Origin of the sequence: Edaphobacter sp. HDX4, assembly GCF_036877565.1 — a bacterium.
In the GTDB taxonomy this organism is placed as follows: domain Bacteria; phylum Acidobacteriota; class Terriglobia; order Terriglobales; family Acidobacteriaceae; genus Edaphobacter.
Genome location: NZ_JAEDXW010000001.1, coordinates 218,191 through 239,551 on the forward strand (window position 1 = coordinate 218,191; position 21,361 = coordinate 239,551).

Sequence of the window (21,361 nt, forward strand, 5' to 3'; positions counted from 1 at the left end):
TTACTGAATGAAAGAGGAGAAGAACGGATGGGAATGGCGGCGGCACTGTGGCAAGAGGTGGTGGGACACGGTTTCAGTCTGGCGCTGATCTCGCATCGGCTCCCTTTCTGGTTTCTGGTCTTTGCGCTGTTTCTTCCTCGCGTTTCCCTGGTAGTGGCCTGGTTTCAGGGGGTGCTGATCCCCTTCCATCTGGTGGGATGGATTCCGCTTGTCTTCGCGGTTCTGCTGCCGCGCGCGCTGGTTCTGTACCTGATCTACCTGGATCAGGGGCTAAGCCTGTGGTTTGTGATTCACCTGGTGGTGGCGATCCTGGTCTGGATGGGCGGAGGGCATACGTACCGAAGCCGGCGGGCGGACCTCTAAAGCCTGATCCGACCCGACGCTGGTCAGCCATGATTTCTTACCAGATCGGTGCTTTTATGAACGGATCGTGACGCAAGCGAACCTGCCGCGTTATTCTTAAAAGACTATGGAACGGCGACGGGTTGGCATTCTTGGCGCGACCGGCATGGTCGGTCAGCGATTCATTCAGCTTCTGCATAATCATCCCTGGTTTGAGATTACCTGGCTTGCGGCGAGCGATCGCAGCGCGGGCAAGACGTACGGAGAGGCGTGTAAGTGGAAGCTGGACACCCAGCTCCCGGCAAAGATCGCGGCGATGAAGGTGCAGCCGAATGTGCCGGAGCTGTGCGAGGGCGAGCTTCCGAAGATTATCTTTGCCGCTTTGGACGCGGACATCGCGCGCGAACTGGAGCCGAAGTTTGCGGCAGCCGGGTGCGCTGTGATCTCGAACTCGAGTGCATTCCGCATGGTCGCGGATGTTCCCCTCGTGATTCCTGAGGTGAATGCGAGTCACCTGCCACTGATTGAGGCACAGTCGTGGAGACGCGAGAGCGGCGGATTTATCGTGACGAATCCGAACTGCTCGGCGATTGGACTGGTGCTGGCGCTGAAACCTCTGGAGGAGCGGTTCGGGATTGAGAGCCTGTTCGTCTCGACGATGCAGGCGGTCAGTGGCGCGGGATACCCCGGTGTGCCTTCGCTGGACATCCTGGGCAATGTCGTTCCGTTTATCAAGAACGAAGAAGAGAAGATGCAGGAAGAGGTCGGCAAGCTGCTGGGCCACCTGAACGGCGAAAGCGTTACCATGCTGGATGCCAAGGTGAGCGCGCACTGCAACCGCGTGGCGGTGGAAGACGGCCACACGGAGTGCGTAAGCGTCAAGTTCCGCAAGAAGGCGACGCGGGAGGAGATTCTTGCGGCGTGGAGCGAGTTCGCACCGCTGCGCGGGGAAGGCCTGCCAACAGCGCCAGAGGTTCCGGTGGAGTTCGATGCGGCGGTAGATCGTCCGCAGCCCCGTCTGGACCGGATGCGCGGCAACGGCATGGCAGCGACGGTGGGACGGCTGCGTGAGTGCTCGCTGCTGGACTGGAAGTTCGTGGTGCTTTCGCACAATACGATTCGCGGCGCCGCGGGAGCAGCGCTGCTGAATGCCGAGGTACTGGCGCGGATGGGCAAGCTGGATAAGCTGGGGATTCCCACCGGCGCCGCAGAGGGTCAGGCGGTGCTGGCTTGAGTGAGGCACGGGAACAGCTTGTCGTGATGAAGTTTGGCGGAACCTCCGTCGAAGACGCGAAGGCGATGCTGCGAACCGCAGCTATCGTTGCGGGGCGCAGGAACAAGGGTCTCGAGGCGATCGTCGTCGTATCGGCCATGGCCAAGGTAACGGATCAGCTGCTAGCGGCGGCGGCCGCGGCGGGACGCGGGGATAAGGCCGGGGCGATGGCCATCAGCGCCCGATTGCGCCATCGGCATATCGATACGGGGACGGAGCTTCTAGACGAGCAGAGGTTTGCGGCTTTGCAGGCATCTGTCCATCAGGAGTTCGACGCGCTCGATGACCTGTTGCGCGGCATTGCAGCCGTGGGAGAGCTTACGGCGAGAACAAGCGATCTGGTGGTGAGCTTCGGCGAACGACTTTCGAGCCGCATGGTTGCCGCTGCGTTCGATCAACAGGGCCTGAACGGAACGCACGTCGATGCGCGAAGCTGCATCATCACGGATGCGAACTACGGCAAAGCTGCTCCGCAGGAGCCGGCGATCGAGGCAAAGCTGACGGAGCTGGTGCTTCCTCTGGTTGAGGCGGGTAAGACCCCTGTTATGGGCGGCTTCATCGGATCGACGGTTGAGGGAATCACGACGACGCTGGGGCGTGGCGGAAGCGATTATACGGCAGCTCTGGTTGGTGGCGGACTGCACGCGGGTGCGATTGAGATCTGGACTGATGTGAACGGCATTATGACGACCGATCCTCGCATAGTCCCTGACGCACTGCGAGTGAAGACGATCAGCTTTGAAGAGGCTGCGGAGCTTGCCTACTTCGGCGCGAAGGTGCTGCACCCGGCGACGATACTTCCGGCAGTGCAGAAGAGCATTCCGGTCTGGGTTCTGAATTCGCGTAATGCGGAGAATGAAGGCACGAAGATTACGGCGGTAGCTCCGCGATGCAAGAGCCCGTTCAAGTGCATTGCGGCGAAGAAGAAGCTGACGATCATCGACATCGTGGCGAGCCGGATGCTGATGTCGCACGGGTACCTGAAGTCGGTCTTCGATGTACTGGATAAGTACAAGTGCGTCGTCGACATGGTTTCGACCAGTGAGGTCAGCATCTCCCTGACGGTGGATTCGAACGAGCGGCTGCCGGAGATTGCCGAGGAGCTGTCGAAGATTGCAGATGTAAAGATGGAAGGCAACAAGGCCCTGATCTGCATGGTGGGCGAGGATATCCGCGGTCACAATGGGATTGCCGGACAGGTCTTCACTGCAGTAAGCCACGTGAACGTCAGGATGATCTCGCAGGGAGCCAGCGAGATCAACATGAGTTTCATGATTGACGAGGAAGACGTGGAAGAGGCGGTGCGGAGTCTGCACAAGAACTTCTTCGCCAGCCCCGACGAGAACATCTTTGATGTGACGGCTCGCGTCCCTGCGGAGAGCAGGGCTTAGGAAGGAATCTCTGAAGATGCGTGTACTGGTGCTGGGCCACGGAAAGACGGGCAAGCTGGTAGCTGAGGTAGCGGCTGAGCGGGGTCACAGCGTCCATGTGCTCGATGCGAAGGAGAATGCAAACGCGTCTGCGTTGACGCCTCCCTTTGTTGCAGGCTTCGACGTCGTGATCGACTTTACGACTCCGGAGGCGGCGGTCCAGAACATGCGGGCGGTGCTTGCGACCGGGGCCAAGATGGTTGTCGGAACGACGGGCTGGTACGACAAGCTTCCTGATATGCGCGGGCTTGCCGAGCGCAGACAGGCCGGGCTGCTGTACGGGACCAATTTTTCCGTCGGCGTGCAGGCCATGCTGCAGATGGCGAAAAAGATGGGCGAGCTGCTGAAGGGTGCGGGCTACGAGTTCTCTATCGAGGAGACGCATCACGAGACCAAGCTGGACTCGCCTTCCGGTACGGCGATTACGCTGGCCAAAACGGTTCAGGCTGTAACAGGGCTGGCAGAGATTCCGATCCAGGCACATCGGGTTGGCGATGCGGCAGGACTGCATGTGCTGGAGGCGAAGAGCAGTGCAGACAGGCTGGTCCTGATCCACGAAGCGCATTCGCGGCGGGGATTCGCCGAAGGTGCCGTGCGGGCAGCCGAGTGGATTTCGACTCACAGCGGCTGCTACGACTTCCAGGACGTCTGCACGAAGGTCTAGGTGAATCGCTTCCTCGAGCTTCGCGTCAAACCTAATTGAGGACATGATGACTATGAGCGTTGCTGAAGCGGTAAAGGCCAATCCATTTAGCGAATTGACCTTGGATGAAAAGCTGGATCGACTGGCGGAAGTTGCAGTTAAAGTCGGACTGGGCCTGAAGGAAGGTCAGGAGCTGATCATGACGGCCCCGATGGAGACGCTTCCATTGGCCCGCAAGATTGTCGAGCAGGCGTATAAAGCCGGCGCCAAGCTGGTTACAACCTTCTACAGCGACGATCCGAGCGTGCTCGCGCGGTACCAGTACGCGCCGGACGCAAGCTTCGACTATGCTCCAACATGGCTGCAGGATGCCATCGCGAATGGGTTTCGCAGCGGAGCAGCGCGGCTTGCCATTGCGGGCGCGAATCCAGCCCTACTGGCCAAGCAGGACCCGGCCAAGGTGGCACGAACGAACGTAGCAGCTTCCAAGGCTGGCAAGCCTGCAATGGAGCTGATTACGCGCCACGAGATCAACTGGACGATCGTCGCCGCAGCGACTCCGGAATGGGCGAAGCTGGTGTTTCCGGGCGAGACCGAGGAAGCAGCCGTTGCCAAGCTTTGGGAGGCGATCTTCGCCGCCTCACGCGTGGATGCGGACGATCCTGTCGCAGAGTGGCGGCAGCATGGAGAGCGGCTGAAGAAGCGCGTAGACATGCTGAATGCGAAGCGCTTCTCTGCCCTGCACTTCAAGTCCGCCGACGGTTCGACGGATCTGAAGGTGGGCCTGGCGGATGAGCATCTTTGGGCTGGAGGCGGAACGACCGCAGGAAACGGGATTTACTGCCAGCCGAATATTCCCACGGAGGAGTGCTTCACGACTCCGCATAAGGACCGGGTGGATGGACGGGTACGGGCATCCAAGCCTCTTTCGCACCAGGGAACACTGATCGAGAATATCGCCGTACGTTTTGAGGGTGGCAAGATCGTCGAGGCCACGGCAACGGCAGGTGAGGATGTTCTGAACCGGCTGATCTCCACGGACGAGGGTGCACGGCGGCTGGGAGAGGTTGCGCTGGTGCCGCACAACTCGCCCATTGCGCAGAGCGGAATCCTGTTCTGGAATACGCTGTTCGACGAGAATGCGGCGAGTCATATCGCGCTGGGACAGGCGTACTCCACCTGCCTCATCGGCGGAGAGAAGATGGACTCCGCTCAACTGGCCTCATTGGGCGCGAACGAGAGCCTGATCCATGTCGACTGGATGATCGGGTCGGCAGAGATGGACGTTGATGGGATCTCCGCAGATGGAACAGCGGAACCGCTGATGCGCAAAGGCGCGTGGGTTTAGGACCGAAATCGAGGAGATGAGGAATGAAAGAGCCCGGCAGAGCGCCGGGCTCTTTTGCATTATTTTGCAAGGAATCCGCAAAAGGATCGACGATTCGCCTGAGGTTTGCAGTTTTTTTCGCGGCACGAGAAGTTTTTCGTGCGCGGGGTTCTTTTTCGCTGTAAATTGAAACACAACGTAGGTCTGATACGTCAGTATCCCTGAATCCCACCACATCGTAGTTGCTGCGTGAGCCGTGACGCTCCGCAGGACAAGTTCGAATTTCCGATCTTGGCCTTTCGCACGACCGCAGGTCGTCGCGTCCTTGCATCCCGTGTATCCCAAATAGCTTGCTCGCGTAAATCGCGTTCGGAGGAAGTCCCTATGAGTTCCAGCGTCAATACAAGTGTTTCCAGAAGGTCCTTTATGCGAATTCTCGGGGCAGCCTCAGCTGCGGCTACCTCGTTTCCGGCTTTAGCTGCTGTCCAGCAGCCTGCGGCAGCTCCAGCACAGGGCCCCGGCGCGGCCCGTGGTTTTGGCAGCATGGGAATGGCGCGCCACATCTCTGCGGATACGGTGATCATCAGCTCGAACGAGAATCCCCTCGGACCGGCACAGTCTGCGCTTTCGGCGATTACTGAGACGGCGCCGCTGGGCGGCCGCTATCACCAGGAAGAGACGATGAAGACGGTTGCGGTCTTCAACGACCTGTTCGGCCTGAAGCCCGGATATGTCGCTCTGACGCCTGGATCGGGCGGACCTCTGGATCTGGCACTGATGTCGAACATAGGTCCCGACAAGCCGCTGGTTTATGGCGATCCGAGCTACGAGCAAGGCTTCCGGGCTGCCGAGACGATGAAGGCACCGAAGGTTCCGGTGCCGCTGAATGCCGCATTTGCGCATGACGTAAAAGCAATGGTGAAGGCGCATCCCTCGCCCGGCGCGTACTACATCGTGAATCCCAATAACCCGACCGGTACAATCACGCCGCGGGAAGACATCCTTTGGCTGCTTGCGAACAAGCCTGCTGGATCTGTAGTCATCGTCGATGAGGCGTACCACCACTTCTCCGACCAGGACAGTGTCATCGATCAGGTTGCTGCGGATAAGGACATCATCGTTCTGCGGACGTTCTCGAAGATCTACGGAATGGCTGGCCTCCGCGCAGGTGTTGCGATTGCACGGCCCGAACTGCTGGCCAAGTTCTCGACTGTAGCTCCGGCGGCCCGCAGCCTTGCGAGCATCTCGATCACCAGCTCCGCCGCAGCCAGGGCAAGCCTGCAGGATAAGGATCTGGTGCCGTTGCGCCGCAAGATCAATGCTGATATCCGGGCTGAGACGCTCGAGTTCCTTCACAAGCACAACTACAAGGTCGTTCCCGGATCGCAGGCGAACTTCTTCATGGTCGATGTGAAGAGGCCAGGTCGCGAATTCCAGGCGGCGATGATCAAGGAGAACATTGCCATTGGCCGTTCATGGCCCGCGATGCCGAACTATGTTCGCGTCACCGTCGGCACCAAGCCGGAGATGGCGAAGTTCCAGACGGCGTTTGTGAAGTGCATGGACACTGCTCCGGGAACCGCGAATGGTGCATCTCTCTACATGCCGGAATATCACGTGCCTTCGGAGCTGTATCGCGGCTAAACACCCGGAGGTACAGAGACGTAAGCCCCGGCCATGTGCCGGGGCTTTTTCTGTTGCGAAAGATTTGGCTGGGATGGGCCTGCTGCCTGATCCCAGTCAAGCCGGTACGCGGTAAACTTGCATCATTATGGAATTGATGGGTTGCGGAACAGCGCTGGTGACCCCCTTCCGCGGGGATACGAGCGTGGACGAGGCGGCGTTACGCGCTCTGGTCGATTGGCAGATTGAGAGCGGCATCGGTTTTCTGGTTCCCTGCGGCACGACGGGCGAGGCAGCCACACTGAGCGAGCAGGAGTGGCTGCGGGTAGTGGCGATTGTCGCAGAGACGGCGGCAGGACGGGTGCCGGTGTTTGGCGGATGCACGAACAACTCCACGCAGGAGGCGGTCGCCAAGGTGAGGAAGCTGGCGACGGTCTCCGGCCTGACGGGGGTCCTGACGGCGAACCCTTACTACAACAAGCCGGGGCAAGAGGGGCAGTACCAGCACTTTCGCGCCATCGCAGAGGCAGTTGATCTTCCGGTGCTGCTCTACAACATTCCAGGACGAACAGGCGTGAATCTGGAGCCGGCGACGGTCCTGCGATTGGCAGAGCTCGAGAATGTTGTTGGGATCAAGGAGTCGAGCGGGAACATCACACAGATCACCGAGCTTCTGACGACCGCACCAACGGGATTCAAGGTCTTCGCAGGCGACGACTCGGTTGCGCTTCCTGTACTCGCTCTTGGTGGCGCAGGGCTGGTGTCAGTAGCGTCGAATGTGATTCCTGGTGAGATGTCGACGATGGTCCGGTCGGCACTCGCGGCCGATTGGGAGAAGGCACGGAGTCTGAACAGGCGTTATTTCCGGCTGATGGTCGCGCACTTCTGGGAGGCGAGTCCGGGGCCGGTGAAGAGTGTCCTGAACATGATCGGGCATGGCGAGGATGTGCTGCGTTTACCGATGACGCCGGTGACCGATGCGACGAGGAAGCGGCTGGAAGTGCTGGTCGGGGAGTTGGGGCTGCTGAAGACGGTGGCCGCGAAACGCGCTTCGTAGCTTCAAAGATGTTTTCCATAGGAAAGGTGACAGGTGAGTCTGAACGGTTCTTTGCAAGAGCAGATTGAGCACTGGTTTGGCCAGGGCTCCGAGGCGGTTGGAAACAAGGACGCGGAGACTGCGTTTCTGGAGTTACGTGAGGCGCTCGAGGCCGGAGCTCTGCGTTCGGCAGAGCCCGATGCTTCGCTTCCATTGGGGTGGAGCGTCAATGCTTGGGTGAAGCGGGGTATCCTGCTGGGTTTCCGGCTGGGCCAGATGATAGAGATGGGCTGCCCGGATGGCTTTCGCTTTGTGGACAAGGCGACATATCCGGCGCGCCGATTCGAGGTGAGCGATGGCGTACGCGTGGTTCCTGGAGGTTCCAGTGTGCGAAGCGGAGCCTACTTGTCCAAGGGCGTTGTCGTGATGCCTCCGGCGTATGTGAATGTTGGCGCGTATGTCGATGAGGGCACGATGGTGGACTCCCATGCGCTGGTAGGAAGCTGTGCGCAGATTGGTAAGCGGGTACACCTGAGCGCCGCAGCGCAGATTGGCGGAGTTCTGGAGCCGGTAAATGCAAGTCCCGTGATCATCGAAGATGACGCTTTGGTCGGCGGAAATACCGGGGTGTACGAAGGAACGATCGTTCGGAAGCGTGCGGTGATTGCGGCGGGAACCGTGCTGACCCGTGGAACGCCGGTTTATGACCTTGTGAAGGGCGAGATCTACAAAGCGACAGCTGAGACTCCGCTCATCATCCCTGAGGGTGCGGTGGTGGTTCCGGGTTCCCGCGCCGTTACGAAAGGAAAGGGAGCGGAGTGGGGCCTCAGCGTCGCCGCGCCGGTGATTGTGAAGTACAGGGACGAGAAGACGGAGCTTTCGCTGGTTCTGGAAGACGTTCTGCGCTGATCGATCCGAATTGAGAGTAGCCGGAAGGCTTCACAGCTTCTTCGCCGGGACAGCGGAGAAGAGGCTGATGAAGCCTTCGCCCATTGTGGGGTGAGCGACGACGATATCGCGCAGCGCTGTATAGGGAAGATTGGCAGACATCACGACCTGAACAGGGACAAGGAGATCGGAGACGCCGGGACCGAAGGCGGTAAAGCCGAGGATGCGATCGTCGTCCGAGATCAGGGCTTTGAGGAAGCCACGTGTCTCGGAGAGGGTTCGAGAGCGAAGGATGGCGGCCATCGGGATGCGCGCGAGACGGTAGGGTATCCCCTGCTTCGCGGCCTCCGTCTCGGAGAGACCGATCTGCGCCAGCTCTGGATCGATAAAGGTACAGGAAGGAATCTGGCGGCCGGTGGTGGTGCGATTGGCTCCAGCCAGATTGGAGCGAACAATCCGGAAGTCATCGAAGGAGATATGGGTAAAGTAGGGTGAGCCTGCACAGTCGCCCATCGCCCAGACTCCGGGAGCGGTGGTTTCGAGACGCTTGTTAACCTTGATGTGACCCGCTGGTGTGAGCTCGATTCCGACGAGTTCGAGGCCGATGTTTTGCGTGTTGGGCGTGCGCCCGGTGGCAACCAGAAGATGTGAGCCTTTGAGTTCGGACGGAGCGCCATCTGAGGTAATGTGCAGGGTCACCCCGGCTCCGGAGGTGCCTTCGACGCGATCGACGTTGGCGTCGGTGACGATCTGAATGTCTTCATCGAGGAAGAGCTCTGTAATGGCAGCGGAGATGTCGGGGTCCTGCTGATGGGCGAGGTGCGAATTTCGTTCGATGATGGTGACCCTGGATCCGAAGCGGCGCACCGCCTGCGCAAACTCGAGGCCGACAAAGCCGCCGCCGAGGATGATGAGGTGCTCGGGGACGATGTCTAGCTCCAGAGCCTCGACGTGGGTAAGAGGATTCGCCTCGGTGAGTCCGGGGACGGTGCTGATGGTCGCGCGTGAGCCTGTGTCAATGAAGATCTTGTCGGCGCGGAGGGTGCGGGTTCCTCCAGCGAGCAGATCCACCTGAATCGTCTTTTCGGCGATGAAGTGGCCGAAGCCCATGACGATTTCAGCCCCGCTTTTACGAAAGTTGTTAAGATGAAGCTCCTCTAGGCCGTCGACCATCTTCCGTTTGCGACTGCGAACAGCGGCCATATCGACGTGCCATTCTCCGGATACTATGCCGAACTCCGGTCCCCGTTGAAAATACGAGGCGACCTTCGCACTATGGACGACATTTTTACTCGGGAGGCATGCGAAGTTTGGGCAGGCGCCGCCGACTTTTTTCTTCTCGATTGCGGCTACACGCAGCCCCTGTGAGCCGAGATGCCAGGCCATGAATTTGCCGGCTTCGCCGGTACCGAGGACGAGGGCGTCATAGATCTCAGGAGCAGTCATAGAGTCTCCTATTGGCCTGAATTGGCAGGTGCTTGCGATGCGTATCCAAACAGTTTCGCATGCCAATTTGAATACACCGAAAATTGAGGCGGGCAGGTTAACTGAGAGAACGGGTGGGCATTAACTTGAGAGAACAGGCGGGCACCTTACATCAGCAGTGCTAAGATTTAAGGTTCATGGCACAAGATAAATTGAAGCTGATTTCGCTGGGCGGCCTCGGTGAGTTCGGAATGAACTGCATGGCCCTCCGCTGGCAGGATGACATTATCGTCATCGATGCTGGACTGATGTTCCCCGAAGACGAGCTGTTGGGGGTAGACATCGTTGTCCCGGACATCAGCTATCTGACGGAAAACCGCGACAAGGTGCGGGGTATCGTTCTGACCCATGGCCACGAGGACCATATCGGCGGCCTTCCCTGGATTCTTTCGGAGCTGAATGTTCCGGTTTACGGGACCGAGTTCACGCTGGCCTTTGTCGAGGGCAAGCTCGAAGAGCACGAACTGCTGGACGATGCCGAGCTCAATGAGATCATTCCCGGACATCGGGTGACTCTGGGACCGTTCTCGATCCTGCCGATCCGGGTTACGCACTCGCTGGTGGACTGCGTCGCGCTTGCGATCTACACCCCGGTCGGAGTGGTACTGCATACGGGCGATTTCAAGGTTGACCTCTCGCCTACCGACGGCCAGCCATTTGACCTGCAGGCGTTCGCAGAGCTCGGTAAACAGGGAGTACTGGCGCTGCTGCAGGACTCCACCAATGTGGACCGCAGAGGCTATACGCCGAGCGAGAAAGCCGTACGACCTCGGCTGGACGAGATCTTCGGACAGACGAAGAAAAAGCTCTTCTTCAGCTGCTTCTCTTCTTCGATCCATCGGATCCGGCTGGCGATGGAGCTGGCGGAAAAGCACGGTAGGAAGATCGCCATTATCGGACGGTCGCTGGATAACTCGACGGAGATTGCGCAGGATCTCGGCTATCTGGAACCTGCACCCGGCCTGCTGATTCATCCCGGTCAGATCAAGGACTTTCCTGCGGAAAAGCTATGCATCATGATCAGCGGAACGCAGGGCGAGCCGATGAGCGCGTTGAGCAGAGCTGCGGTCAACAATCACAAATTCGCTCGTATCGATGCGGACGATACGGTGCTGATGAGCTCGCGAGTGATTCCCGGTAACGAGAAGTCGATCTATCGGGTGATCGATCATCTGGAACGGCGCGACGCAAAGGTGATCTATGACGACGGCACGGCGGGTCTAATTCATGTAAGCGGTCATGGAAGCCAGGAAGAGCTGCGGTTGATGATCAATCTGGTCAGGCCGAAGTTCTTTGTGCCGATCCACGGCGACTACCGGCATCTGAAGCGCCATACGGAGCTGGCCTCGTCGATGGGCCTGATTGAACGCGCGATCCTGATGGAGGATGGCGAGGTTCTGGAGATGGATCGGAACTCGGCCGTCAAGACCGGTAAGGTGACCGTGGGCCGTGTGTGTATCGACTCCGGGGGTGCGGCTTCTGATGTGGTCGAAGATCTGGTAATCCGCGATCGTCGCCACCTGAGCGAAGATGGCATCGTCCTTCCGATCATTGCGATCAACAAAGGTACGGGTAAGCTCGAGAATCTGCCAGAGATCGTGATGCGGGGAATGGCGGTTCCTGAAGAAGGCCTTATCGCCGAGGCGCGCCAGGTGGTTCAGCGTACGCTCGATGGATCTTCGAATGAAGAGAAGGCCGACTACGGCGTCGTCAAGGAAAAGATCCGCACAGACCTCAAGCGATTTATCCAGAAGAGCATGAGCCGACGTCCACTGATTATGCCTGTCATTCTGGAGATCTGAGATTTCCATGAAGCTATGCGAGCCGGGCGTCCTTCGGGGCGCCCGATTCTGTTTCTCTTGAAGAGTGCCGCGAAGTATACATCAGGGAGAAAACCGCAATTCCGGGCGGTAAGATAGGTGCGAGCGGCTAATTCCCGACAATCCAGGAGAACAAGCCGGTTCCGCGGATTAGAAGATGGACGAAGCTGAAAGAGATGGTGAAGGTATGTTGAGCTTGGCATCTTCCCGCGGTTTGATCCTGACGCTAGTGGGTGCGCTGTTTGTGCCGGGCACGGCTGCCTATGCGGGTCAACAGCATGAGACTGCAGCCGGTCAGCAAACCAGAAAAGTCGCCTCATCCTCTCAGCCAAAGGGCCGCCCCAGGATTGGGTTGGTGCTTGAGGGAGGCGGAGCTCTCGGCTTTGCCCACATCGGTGTCATTGAATGGATGGAACAACATCACATTCCCGTCGATTACGTGGCGGGGACGAGTATGGGAGGTCTGGTTGGCGGCCTGTATGCATCCGGGATGTCGCCTGACGAGATCAAACAGTTTGTACAGGGGATCGACTGGCCCACAGTGCTTAGCGGGCAGGTTCCTTTTAGTGCTCTTGGGTACAGACGTAAAGAGGACAAACTGGCCTATCCCAATCGTCTGGAGTTTGGTCTGATTCATGGCATTACGTTGCCGACGGCGCTAAATTCCGGAGCCGCCGTAGGCCTGCTTTTCGACCGCGTAGTTTTGCCCTATTGGGATCTAAAGACCTTCGATGACCTTCCAATTCCCTTCCGGTGTGTCGCGACAGAACTGAATACAGGCCAGCCGCATGTCTTCGAGGATGGATCGCTCTCACAGGCGCTTCGAGCGACCATGTCGATTCCCGGGCTGTTCTCTCCAGTGCACCACGGCAATGACGTTTACTCGGACGGGGGCGCTGTCGACAATCTGCCCGTGGATGTAGCACGGGAGATGGGTGCACAGGTGGTGATCTCGTCTTATCTGAATGCGGGTCCAGTCCACAAAGACGTGCTCACTTCCCTGACCGGAGTGGTGGGACGGAATGTGTCCATCATGGTGGCGAGCAATGAGATCGAGAGTCTGAAGAACTCAGATGTCGTTGTATCGTCCGACGTCAGTAAAGTCGGCACGCTCGATTTTGAGAAGAACGAGGAGATCATTCCCCTCGGTTACAAAGCCGCAGGGCTGGAGTCGCAGGATCTGGAGAAGTACGCGCTAAACGATGCCGACTGGGCTGCTTATATGGCGGAGCGGGAGGCGCGCAGAAAGACCCAGGTTCCGGCCCCGCAGTTTGTCGAGGTTTATGGGGTCGGAGGCACGCAACAGACCGATATCCATGCTCATTTTCAGGAGTACATCGGTAAGCCAATCGACATTCCGAGTCTCCAGAAGAGCATCGCAGACCTCCAGGGAACCGGACTTTACTCCACGATCAACTACAACCTGACGGAGAAGGACGGCAAAGTCGGCCTGTTGATCCGACCGCGAAACAAGACATGGGGCCCTCCGTTCATGAATCTCGGAGTGCCGATTCTAGCCAACGATGCGAATAATGTGGCGCTGGGCATCGGGGTGCGCGCGACCTTCTTCAATGCGGTCGGTCCGGGATCTGAGATTCGACTGAATGGGCAGCTGGGACAACCGGCAGGTCTAAATGCCGAGTTGTTCAAGCCACTGAAGGCCGGTTCCCGTGCCTTCGTTGCGCCCCATGCCTACCTCTTGCGACAGACGAATCCATATTATGTGGGCAACCAGCAGCTCGAGCAGTATCGGGAGAATCGGAACGGACTGGGCGTCGATCTGGGTTATATCTTCAATGCGCGGACGGAGTTACGGGTGGGCGAAGATGTTCAGTGGTACAACGAACACCGGACCATCGGCACCGATGAGCAGCGGGAGTTCAGCCTTGTACCGCTTGTTAGCAGGGTGAGCTTTCAATACTTGGGCCAGAACGATTACATGGTTCCCACCGCTGGAAGTATGGCATCCGTGACGTACCACTACTCCACAAAGCGACCGAATGATGCGGGCGGCCTGTCACAGATGTCGGGCCGTCTCGAGAAGTTCATTCCGATCAAAAGTCGAGGCGTGCTGTTTGGCACGGCCGAGGGAGGAACCAGCTTCGGGGCCGATAATCTCGGTCTTGCTGGTCTGACCCTGGGGGGACCACTGCGCCTGAGTGCGTATGCAAGAAATGAGCTGCTTGGAACGGACTATTTCCTGGGCCAAGTGGGTTATCTCCACCTTCTGGCAAGGCTGAATCCGCTCTTTGCAGATGCCATCTACGCTGGCGGCCTGTACGAGATTGGCAAGATGTATGGCGGAAACCCGCAGACACCCGAAACCCCTAACGACGTGGCGGGCACGGTTGTCATCAAGACGCTGATCGGCCCTGTAGCCGGCGGTCTGAGCATAGGAGACAGCGGTCATCGGCGCTGGTTCTTAGGAGTGGGACGCGTCTTCTAACTCCGGAGAATCGCCCTGCGTGGGCGGTGCATTCGTGGAGGGTCCATTTATGATGGCCTTCTATGAGCGAGTTTGTGACGCTGAGCGAGATACGGGAAGCCAAAGACAGGATTGGCGGGGTTGCAGTTCGGACACCGCTGTACCGCGTTGAGAGAGCGCGACTGAAGATGCTCGAATTGCCCGAGCCGGAGTTCGACCTCTATATCAAGGCAGAAAACGAGCAGCCGATCGGCAGCTTCAAACTGCGCGGCGCCTACAACATGGTTTCGCAGCTTTCGCCTGAGGCAAGATCGCGAGGCGTGATTACCTACTCGAGCGGAAACCACGCGCAGGGAGTGGCCTATGCTGCGCGTGAGGTGGGCAGCAAGGCAGTCATCGTTATGCCATCCAATGCACCTGAGGTGAAGAAGGTTGCTACAAAGGCGCTTGGCGCGGAGATTGTCGAGGTTGGCCCCGCGTCGTCCGAGCGCCGCCTGAAGGCGGAAGAGCTTGTCGCCGAGTACGGGTACAACATGATTCCTCCTTACGATGCGCTGCAGATTATCGCGGGACAGGCGACATGTGGGCTCGAGATTGTGGAACAGCTGCCGGATGTCGACCTGGTGCTATCGCCAGTCAGCGGTGGAGGCCTGCTGAGCGGAGTCGCGAGTGCGGTGAAGCTGGCAGCCGAGGCAGGTCTGGCTTCGCCGAATGTGAAGGTGTGGGGCGTCGAGCCGGAGCTGGCCGCGGATGCCAGAGAGAGTTTCTATTCGAAGAAGCTGGTTGAGTGGCCGGCAGAGAAGACGGTGCGCACCATTGGCGATGGTCTTCGGACCCAGAGCATGGGCGTGCTGAACTTCGAACATGTGCTGCGGTACGTCGATGGAATCGTTACCGTAAGCGAGGAGGAGATCTTTGCAGCGATGCGCGCGATCCTGATGGCGACGAAGCTGGTGGCGGAGCCCAGCGGAGCCGTTACTCTCGCGGCGGCGCTGTTCCACGCGAGAGAGCTTCCGCCCGCGCGCAAGGTTGTCGTCATCCTGAGCGGAGGAAACCTGGAACCTGCTCTGCGAGAACGGCTGGAGGCCGAGATGACACCTTCGCATGACGCTTGAAGCGAACGAAATGCTTCCAGCACGGCGAGGGTGCCGTCTAATCTGATATGTCGAATATGCGAATCAACTGGTTGCGTTGGCTAAGTGCGGGTGCGGCAGTGGTGTTGCTGTCATCAGGTGCGTTGGCGCAGAAGCCGAAGAACGGTGCCGGATACGATCTTGCAGCTCGGGCGACAGTCCTGCACGAGGCTAGCGTCTATGTGGCGGCGGATGCGAACTCGCAGCGACTCTCCATGGTCGAGCCAGGACACGAGGTTGTGATTGTGGAGCGCAGTACTCCTTGGGTTAAGGTCTTTGCGAATACGGATGTCCAGGAAGATCCGGAGGACAAACCCGAGTTCGGAGATGAGTCCGCTCCTACGCCTGCATCAGGATGGATCCGCGACAAGGGCGTCGTGGGACCGACGACGCCAAGCGGCGACACGATTCTTTATGGAGCTGCCGCCGATCTCGAAGATGCTGCCAGCCGGCCGAATGCGCCGAAGAACGCAGCAATGGAGGCGCATCTGCTCTATCGCCGCGTCTCCGATTACTTTCCTCAATCGAGTCTCGCGCCAGAGGCCGCATGGCGCTCGGCCGATATCCGCTGGCAGCTGGAGAAGCGCGATATCAGCTCCCTTCCCTCGGCCAAGGAGCAGGACGCTTCTCTCCGTCCCACCATCTTCGAGGGTGAGATGAAGAAGATTCTGAAGAACTACCCCGGGTCGAAGTATGCCGCGATGGCTGCCTATGAGATGTTGGACAACAAGATCTGTGGCGACTGGCAGGGTCTGCCGAAATGTCCTGAAAAGGAAGCTGAGCTCTATGAGAAGTATGCGCGCCAGTTTCCCGATGGTCCCCGAACCGCCCAGGCTCTTTATAACGCCATCTATCGTGAAGCTACGGTTGTGACCATGTATACGGTCCAGGACGAGAAGAAGAAGGCCGACTCGGCTGCTTCAAAGACACAGGAGCTGGCGACGGAGATGAAGGCCAAGTTCCCGCAAACGGACTTTACGGCTCGCGCAATCAGCATCGCCTACAAAGTCAATCAAGGGATTCCCCTCTATGGCAATGATCGCGATTGATGGGCAGGAGATCGTCACACGTCCAATTGCGATGGAAGACGCCGAGGCAGTTGCGGCGCTAAGCGGCCAGCTCGGATACGAGGTTTCAGCCGAGACGATGAGAGAGCGGATAGCTCGTCTGCTTCCGCTTCCGGCGAACCACCTGGCTCTGGTCGCCACGGTGCAGGACAGGGTAGTCGGCTGGATCGAAGCTGAGGAGGTCAAGCACCTGCAATCGGAACCTCATGCCCTGATTACGGGATTGGTGGTAAAGGACGACGTTCGCTCGCTTGGCATAGGCAAGAGGCTGTGCGGTGAGGTTGAGCAATGGAGCCAGGAGAGAGGCATCTCCGTGGTCCGGGTGACCTCCCGGATGACTCGCGAGGGGGCGCACCGTTTCTATCTGCGGGAGGGTTTCGTCCAGACGAAGACCTCTGCCGTGTTTGAAAAGATACTCCTGAACGAGACGGAGTAAAGGTCTTAACAGAATCCTAAGTTTGAACATGTAGCATGAGACCATGCCGATTTTGAAGGTTATTGTGCTCGCCATTGTGCAGGGACTCGCCGAGCTTCTGCCGGTCTCGAGCTCTGCTCACGTCGTGGTAGCGGAGAAGCTGATGGGCCTGGATCCATCCTCTCCCCAGATGACTATGCTGCTGGTGATGCTGCACACAGGCACGATGTTTGCCGTGATCGCCTACTTTTGGAAGCAGTGGAAGCGGACATATTTTTCAAGCGGCGATGCCTTCAAACGCTTCCTGATTCGCATTGTCTGGGCGACTCTTCTTACAGGAATTATTGGCGTGATCGTAAAGACCGCGATCGAGAAGACGATGTTCCACGGAGCTCCCAAGGCGGAGATTGAAGAGCTGTTCGGAAGGCTGGATCTGATTGCGCCTGCGCTTCTCGCTGCGGGAGTGCTGATAATCATCGCCGGGCTTCGGGAACGTAAGGGACCACCACCTCAGCAGGTGTACGGCAACAGCGTGACGATGGGACAGGCGGGGTGGATGGGAGCAGTTCAGGGCCTGTGCCTTCCCTTCCGTGGATTCTCAAGGTCAGGAGCGACGATCTCCACAGGGATGCTTGCTGACGCCAGCAAGGACCGTGCGGAGCGATTCAGCTTCGCGCTTGCTGTCGTGTTGACTCCGCCAGTGGTGCTACGTGAGGCGATGCGCCTCCTGAAGGCTTCGCATGAGGCGGCGGCGACAGGAGCGGCTATCGACCTGCAATCCAGTGTGGCAACGAGCCTGATCGGCATGGTGCTCGCATTCTTCGCGGGACTGGTGGCTCTCAGATGGTTGAGCGCCTGGCTGGAAGAAGGACGCTGGTATCTGTTCGGTATCTATTGCCTGCTGGCATCCGCTGTAGTGTTTTACCTCCACCACCTTGGCTATTAAAGGTTGAAGGGCGAGTTTCGAACTCGCCCTTCAACACCATCTCTGATCGCATCGAAGTCTTAGTTTTGCTGATTCCGATGGCTCTTTACGTAATCGTGTGCCGTTAAGATGTGGGCCTGCTGTTCTGCCAGAGTCTGGCGTACTGGTAGGGGTAGATCCTGTTTGAGAACGTCGGCATAGGCTTCTTTGGCAGCGTCCTCCCCGTCTTCGGCGGCGGCCAGCAGGCTGTGATCTCCACCGCCCAGCTTTGCCTTCAGGTCGCTCCATACACGATGAAGCGTGCCGGCAGTCGTGCCCGACTCTTTGATGTCGTGAAAACCGTTTTGATGAAGGACCTCTTCGAGGTCTCCACGGAAGCGCGCCCGCTTCAGCGACTCAGCGAGGAAATAGCGCTTGAGGGTCTCGTCTTTGAGGTGATCTCCGATATCGGCGAAGCCTTTTTGGCCGTCGATAAGAATGTTAATGACAGACATCAGAGCAAGATGCAGTTCGTTCCGCTTGCCGGCGTCCGTGGGCATGCAAACCTCTTTCTTTGGATTAGGGTTCCAGTGGAGCAGGGTCCGCCGGCTGTCAGCGATTCTCCTTCGCCGGCGGCAAGCAGGAGAAATCGCGAAAACCCCACTCCCCTGCTCACTGGATAACTAAGGGCCGCCGGAGATATCCCGGCGGTATGTTGAACAGATAGATGCAGGTTTGTGGCCCCGGTTTGCATCCGGATACCTCGAGTCAGTTTTTCGTTTTGGTGCGCGTCGCGGTCGACCGTGTCTGGGATAATCGAAGTTGCTCTGGTGATTCAAGCCTCGGTAGCCAACAGCTACGACCGGCCGGCACGGAGGCTCGGCCGCCGGCGTGAGAGAGGCTGTGCAACTCCCCATGAAGACGCTTAGACTTGTTTCGACCCCGACCCGTAATCGCCGTCTGAATGAAGTCATTGGACTTACGGTCCTGGTGGCTGCGAGTCTGCTCTGTCTTGCCCTCGTAAGCTATACACCGACAGATCGCTCCTTCAATACAGTTGGTAGCTATATAACGGGAAGACCCGCTCATAACTGGACAGGAATTGCGGGCGCCTATGTCTCAGACGCGATGCTGCAGGCGATCGGCGTAGCCGCTTTTCTTCTGCCACTCGTGCTTGCTCGTCTTGGAATCTGCTGGATGATGTCCAGACCAGCCGGATCTCCAGTCGCCAAAGCTGTCGGTCTGGCTATGTGGGTGGTCTTTGGGCCAGCGGCGATTGCGCTGCTGCCGGGCCATCTGCTCTGGCGGGGGACGCTCCCGATTGAAGGCACCAGCGGACGCCTTCTGGCGGACATGCTCGTGGCCTATCTCAACCTGCCTGGGGCTTCGATTGTCCTCGCGCTTATGGTCGCTCTTTCGCTTTATCTCGCGACTACTTTTACCTTCAACACGGCCCGGGAATGGACCACGATGCGCTTCGGCTTCGCACAGCGGATGTGGGACCGCTGGGTGCGTTGGCGTGAGAGCCGCCAGGGCGAGGATCTGCCTGCGGAGCAGTACGGCAGCAAGCGGGAACGCGCAGAGCTTCGTGCGAGGCGAGAGCGTGAGCTGGCAGAACGGAAGGCTCATGAGGCTGAAGCACGCAAGAGCGCGTCGAGCTCGACTTTGCTTGGAGGCCTCTTCGGATGGCTGAGCCGAAGAAAGAGAACGGCTGTTGTGGCCGAGCCGGAAGAACCCCTGGCAACTGCGGAATCTTCCGTGTGGGGCGCTATGCCGCGAACCATGGTCGATGCGCCCCCGGTGACGGCAATCAGCACAGCAACAGCAGCGGCGGCACCCTATACCGAAGAGCTTGCCAAAGCTGCGACCGCGCTTCGAGCGATCGACGATGTCTCCAATTTTGACTACGAGAGGGTGAAGCCGGAGCCCCCGGCGCACGCCGATCCAGCGCCGGTGAGGAAGCGGATCGAAGAAGTTCCAGCGGCAGCACCGGCTTCGCATACACCCTCCGAGAGCGGAATCTCATTCGGCAAGCGGGCCGATGCCGATATCAAGGCGGTCGCCATTACGCCGAAGAGTGTACGCGGCTATAAACTTCCACCTTCTTCCCTGCTACACCGCAGTGAGGAACAGTCGACCATTCGAGAGGACGCTCTGCGTGAAGAAGCTCGCGTGCTGGTCGAGAAGTGTGCCGAGTTCGACGTCGATGGACAGGTGACCCACATCAACCCAGGACCCGTCGTGACCACGTTCGAGTTCAAGCCGGATGCCGGGGTCAAGTACTCGCGCGTGACGGGTCTGGCTGATGACCTCTGCCTAGCGATGGCCGCCGAGAGCATTCTGATCGAGCGGATGGCCGGGAAATCGACCGTCGGAATCCAGGTGCCGAACTCCACACGCGAGACGATCTGGCTGCGCGATGTGGTGGAGTGTGAGAGCTTCGCGCAGTCGAAGTCAAAACTTCCGATTGCCCTGGGCAAGGACATCAATGGGCGCATCGTGACGGGCGACCTAGCCGCAATGCCACACGTTCTGATCGCGGGTTCGACCGGCTCCGGTAAGTCGGTTGCGATCAATGCCATGATTATGAGCGTCCTGTTCAAATCGACTCCTGAACAGGTTCGCATGATCCTTGTGGATCCGAAGCGGGTAGAGCTGGGGATGTACGAAGGCATCCCGCATCTCTTTACACCTATCATCACTGAAGCCAAGCTCGCGGCCAATGCATTGCGCAACGCAGTTCGCGAGATGGAACGCCGCCTGAAGCTGCTGGCTGCGAATCACGTTCGCAACATCGACCAGTTCAACAAACTCTTCGAGAGTGGCAGCGGACATCTGTTCGAGGATGTAAACCAGGAGCCACTGCCCTACATCATGATCATCATTGATGAGCTGGCCGACCTGATGATGCTGGATCGAGCCAACGTGGAAGAGGCCATTACGCGACTCGCCCAGATGGCGCGCGCGGTTGGCATTCACCTGGTTCTGGCGACGCAGCGGCCATCGGTCGACGTGATCACGGGCCTTATCAAGGCCAACGTTCCGACACGTATGAGCTTCCGTCTGGCAACCAAGGTAGACTCCCGCACGATCATCGACTCCAATGGCGCTGAGAGTCTACTGGGGCGGGGCGACATGTTGTATCTACCTCCCGGAACCAGCCGGGTCCAGCGAGTCCATGCCCCCTTCGTAACGGAAAAGGAGATTTCAGCCGTCACCGATTTCTGGAAGGCTCAGGGCGAGGCGGAATACGTGGAGGGCTTCCTTGAGGGTCCGAAGGACGAGGCTGGCCGGGATCTCGATGGAAGCTCGGATGGAGAGGCAGACGATCCCATGTACGATGATGCAGTTCGTCTCGTCTTTGAGTTCGGGAAGGCCTCGACATCGCTTCTCCAGCGGAGGCTGCGGATTGGCTACGGCCGTGCCGCTCACCTGATCGATATGATGTACAACGACGGTCTGGTAGGCCCGGCGGATGGTTCCAAGCCACGAGAGCTGCTGAAGTCCGCGAACTGGCTGAAGGAAGCTGACGCTGCGATGCGGTAGAGCT

17 protein-coding genes are annotated in these 21,361 nt (G+C 58.8%); 15 read left to right on the forward strand and 2 right to left on the reverse strand.

The window, feature by feature from the left end; genetic code table 11:
* Positions 1-27 precede the first annotated feature (27 nt).
* From JAO29_RS00895 to JAO29_RS00930, 8 genes are all read left to right on the forward strand, one after another.
* Positions 28-363, forward strand: a complete 336-nt coding sequence (locus tag JAO29_RS00895) for a hypothetical protein (RefSeq protein WP_334266284.1) — start codon at positions 28-30, stop codon at positions 361-363.
* Positions 364-469: 106 nt separating this feature from the next.
* The gene (asd, locus tag JAO29_RS00900; RefSeq protein ID WP_334266285.1) at positions 470-1,576 is read left to right on the forward strand and encodes an aspartate-semialdehyde dehydrogenase; all 1,107 of its coding nucleotides are present in this window, start codon (positions 470-472) and stop codon (positions 1,574-1,576) included.
* A 26-nt stretch (positions 1,577-1,602) separates the two neighbouring features.
* Positions 1,603-3,006: a lysine-sensitive aspartokinase 3 gene (lysC, locus tag JAO29_RS00905; RefSeq protein ID WP_334266601.1), complete on the forward strand. Its 1,404-nt coding sequence runs from the start codon at positions 1,603-1,605 to the stop codon at positions 3,004-3,006.
* A 16-nt stretch (positions 3,007-3,022) separates the two neighbouring features.
* Positions 3,023-3,709 (forward strand): 4-hydroxy-tetrahydrodipicolinate reductase, encoded by a 687-nt coding sequence (dapB, locus tag JAO29_RS00910; RefSeq protein ID WP_334266286.1) that lies wholly within the window; start codon positions 3,023-3,025, stop codon positions 3,707-3,709.
* 52 nt (positions 3,710-3,761) lie between these two features.
* Positions 3,762-5,036, forward strand: coding sequence for an aminopeptidase (locus JAO29_RS00915; RefSeq protein ID WP_334266287.1), 1,275 nt, complete (start codon positions 3,762-3,764; stop codon positions 5,034-5,036).
* Positions 5,037-5,399: 363 nt separating this feature from the next.
* Positions 5,400-6,659, forward strand: a complete 1,260-nt coding sequence (locus tag JAO29_RS00920; RefSeq protein WP_334266288.1) for a pyridoxal phosphate-dependent aminotransferase — start codon at positions 5,400-5,402, stop codon at positions 6,657-6,659.
* Positions 6,660-6,786: 127 nt separating this feature from the next.
* A complete protein-coding gene (gene dapA / locus JAO29_RS00925; RefSeq protein WP_334266289.1) occupies positions 6,787-7,695 on the forward strand; it encodes a 4-hydroxy-tetrahydrodipicolinate synthase in 909 nt (302 codons plus the stop codon).
* A 33-nt stretch (positions 7,696-7,728) separates the two neighbouring features.
* Positions 7,729-8,583, forward strand: a complete 855-nt coding sequence (locus tag JAO29_RS00930) for a 2,3,4,5-tetrahydropyridine-2,6-dicarboxylate N-succinyltransferase (RefSeq protein ID WP_334266290.1) — start codon at positions 7,729-7,731, stop codon at positions 8,581-8,583.
* Between the two features lie 30 nt (positions 8,584-8,613).
* Here the strand turns inward: JAO29_RS00930 and JAO29_RS00935 are convergent, their stop codons facing one another.
* Positions 8,614-10,008 (reverse strand): dihydrolipoyl dehydrogenase family protein, encoded by a 1,395-nt coding sequence (locus JAO29_RS00935; RefSeq protein ID WP_334266291.1) that lies wholly within the window; start codon positions 10,006-10,008, stop codon positions 8,614-8,616.
* 176 nt (positions 10,009-10,184) lie between these two features.
* Here JAO29_RS00935 and JAO29_RS00940 point away from each other — a divergent pair, with 176 nt between their 5' ends.
* The 6 genes from JAO29_RS00940 (at position 10,185) to JAO29_RS00965 (ending at position 17,853) form a co-directional block, all read left to right on the forward strand.
* Positions 10,185-11,849 (forward strand): ribonuclease J, encoded by a 1,665-nt coding sequence (locus JAO29_RS00940; RefSeq protein WP_334266292.1) that lies wholly within the window; start codon positions 10,185-10,187, stop codon positions 11,847-11,849.
* Between the two features lie 214 nt (positions 11,850-12,063).
* The gene (locus tag JAO29_RS00945) at positions 12,064-14,313 is read left to right on the forward strand and encodes a patatin-like phospholipase family protein (RefSeq protein ID WP_334266293.1); all 2,250 of its coding nucleotides are present in this window, start codon (positions 12,064-12,066) and stop codon (positions 14,311-14,313) included.
* Positions 14,314-14,375: 62 nt separating this feature from the next.
* Complete coding sequence (locus JAO29_RS00950) at positions 14,376-15,407, forward strand: threonine ammonia-lyase (protein WP_334266294.1); 1,032 nt, start codon at positions 14,376-14,378, stop codon at positions 15,405-15,407.
* Between the two features lie 56 nt (positions 15,408-15,463).
* Positions 15,464-16,474 carry a tetratricopeptide repeat protein gene (locus tag JAO29_RS00955; RefSeq protein WP_334266295.1) on the forward strand — a complete coding sequence of 337 codons (1,011 nt, stop codon included), beginning with the start codon at positions 15,464-15,466 and terminating at the stop codon, positions 16,472-16,474.
* Positions 16,455-16,928 carry a GNAT family N-acetyltransferase gene (locus JAO29_RS00960; RefSeq protein WP_334266296.1) on the forward strand — a complete coding sequence of 158 codons (474 nt, stop codon included), beginning with the start codon at positions 16,455-16,457 and terminating at the stop codon, positions 16,926-16,928. Before JAO29_RS00955 ends, JAO29_RS00960 begins: the two co-directional genes overlap by 20 nt.
* 43 nt (positions 16,929-16,971) lie before the next feature.
* On the forward strand, positions 16,972-17,853 hold the full coding sequence (locus JAO29_RS00965) for an undecaprenyl-diphosphate phosphatase (protein ID WP_334266297.1): 882 nt from the start codon (positions 16,972-16,974) through the stop codon (positions 17,851-17,853).
* 59 nt (positions 17,854-17,912) lie between these two features.
* On the opposite strand, the gene JAO29_RS00970 is transcribed toward JAO29_RS00965, so the two are convergent.
* Positions 17,913-18,371, reverse strand: a complete 459-nt coding sequence (locus JAO29_RS00970) for a PA2169 family four-helix-bundle protein (protein ID WP_334266298.1) — start codon at positions 18,369-18,371, stop codon at positions 17,913-17,915.
* 355 nt (positions 18,372-18,726) lie between these two features.
* Between JAO29_RS00970 and JAO29_RS00975 the strand changes: the two genes are divergently transcribed.
* Positions 18,727-21,357 (forward strand): DNA translocase FtsK, encoded by a 2,631-nt coding sequence (locus JAO29_RS00975; protein ID WP_334266299.1) that lies wholly within the window; start codon positions 18,727-18,729, stop codon positions 21,355-21,357.
* Positions 21,358-21,361: the final 4 nt, after the last annotated feature.

Coding starts and splice junctions, on each gene's coding strand:
- JAO29_RS00895 (WP_334266284.1), top strand. CDS start 28: ATGGGAATGGCGGCGGCACTGTGGCAAGAGGTGGTGGGACACGGTTTC.
- asd (WP_334266285.1), top strand. CDS start 470: ATGGAACGGCGACGGGTTGGCATTCTTGGCGCGACCGGCATGGTCGGT.
- lysC (WP_334266601.1), top strand. CDS start 1,603: ATGAAGTTTGGCGGAACCTCCGTCGAAGACGCGAAGGCGATGCTGCGA.
- dapB (WP_334266286.1), top strand. CDS start 3,023: ATGCGTGTACTGGTGCTGGGCCACGGAAAGACGGGCAAGCTGGTAGCT.
- JAO29_RS00915 (WP_334266287.1), top strand. CDS start 3,762: ATGAGCGTTGCTGAAGCGGTAAAGGCCAATCCATTTAGCGAATTGACC.
- JAO29_RS00920 (WP_334266288.1), top strand. CDS start 5,400: ATGAGTTCCAGCGTCAATACAAGTGTTTCCAGAAGGTCCTTTATGCGA.
- dapA (WP_334266289.1), top strand. CDS start 6,787: ATGGAATTGATGGGTTGCGGAACAGCGCTGGTGACCCCCTTCCGCGGG.
- JAO29_RS00935 (WP_334266291.1), bottom strand. CDS start 10,008: ATGACTGCTCCTGAGATCTATGACGCCCTCGTCCTCGGTACCGGCGAA.
- JAO29_RS00940 (WP_334266292.1), top strand. CDS start 10,185: ATGGCACAAGATAAATTGAAGCTGATTTCGCTGGGCGGCCTCGGTGAG.
- JAO29_RS00950 (WP_334266294.1), top strand. CDS start 14,376: ATGAGCGAGTTTGTGACGCTGAGCGAGATACGGGAAGCCAAAGACAGG.
- JAO29_RS00955 (WP_334266295.1), top strand. CDS start 15,464: ATGCGAATCAACTGGTTGCGTTGGCTAAGTGCGGGTGCGGCAGTGGTG.
- JAO29_RS00960 (WP_334266296.1), top strand. CDS start 16,455: ATGGCAATGATCGCGATTGATGGGCAGGAGATCGTCACACGTCCAATT.
- JAO29_RS00965 (WP_334266297.1), top strand. CDS start 16,972: ATGCCGATTTTGAAGGTTATTGTGCTCGCCATTGTGCAGGGACTCGCC.
- JAO29_RS00970 (WP_334266298.1), bottom strand. CDS start 18,371: ATGCCCACGGACGCCGGCAAGCGGAACGAACTGCATCTTGCTCTGATG.
- JAO29_RS00975 (WP_334266299.1), top strand. CDS start 18,727: ATGAAGACGCTTAGACTTGTTTCGACCCCGACCCGTAATCGCCGTCTG.